Source organism: Reichenbachiella sp. MALMAid0571 (assembly GCF_040151475.1).
Taxonomy (GTDB): Bacteria; Bacteroidota; Bacteroidia; order Cytophagales; family Cyclobacteriaceae; genus CAXBNB01.
The window spans coordinates 1-502 of sequence record NZ_JBDKWG010000001.1 but is presented as its reverse complement, the minus strand read 5'-3'; the positions used below and the strand labels follow the sequence as shown (position 1 = coordinate 502).

The following is a 502-nucleotide window of genomic DNA, read 5'->3' as shown; positions in this document are numbered from 1 at the left end:
TTCTGTTACTTCTATGCTTATTGCTCTGTCTTCATCTACTGTAATTGTAACTATTGCACTATCAAACCCTCCATTTCCATCGGTGATGGTATAATTCACAATTGCTTCTCCTACAAAGTCAGTATTTGGTGTGAAGGTTATCGTTCCATCAGGATTGATTACAACGGTACCATCATCGGAAGCGGCTTCTGTTACAGTAAGGCTATCACCATCTGCATCAGAATCATTATCCAGTACTACTACGGTCACCGGAACTTCTTCATCGGTAGTTTCTGTATCATCAACTGCAACAGGAGGATTCTTAGGATTAGCCGAACATGTTGGGGTTGCTGGTGGATAAGATACTGTCACCATTGTCTCTGGATTCACTGAGATCACCAGTTCCATTTCCGGACGTAAACCATCATTAATCTGAATCCAGACTCCATCCACAAAATCCCATCCCGGCCATGCAATCGGATTGCCCTCTCCATCTACTTCTGCTCCAGGCCATAATAGTTGA

1 protein-coding gene is annotated in these 502 nt (G+C 43.2%); it reads right to left on the bottom strand.

From position 1 onward, the window contains the following. Positions 1 to 502, bottom strand: a 502-nt coding sequence (locus tag AAOP42_RS00005; RefSeq protein ID WP_349526400.1) for an Ig-like domain-containing protein, incomplete at both ends; no start/stop codon positions are given.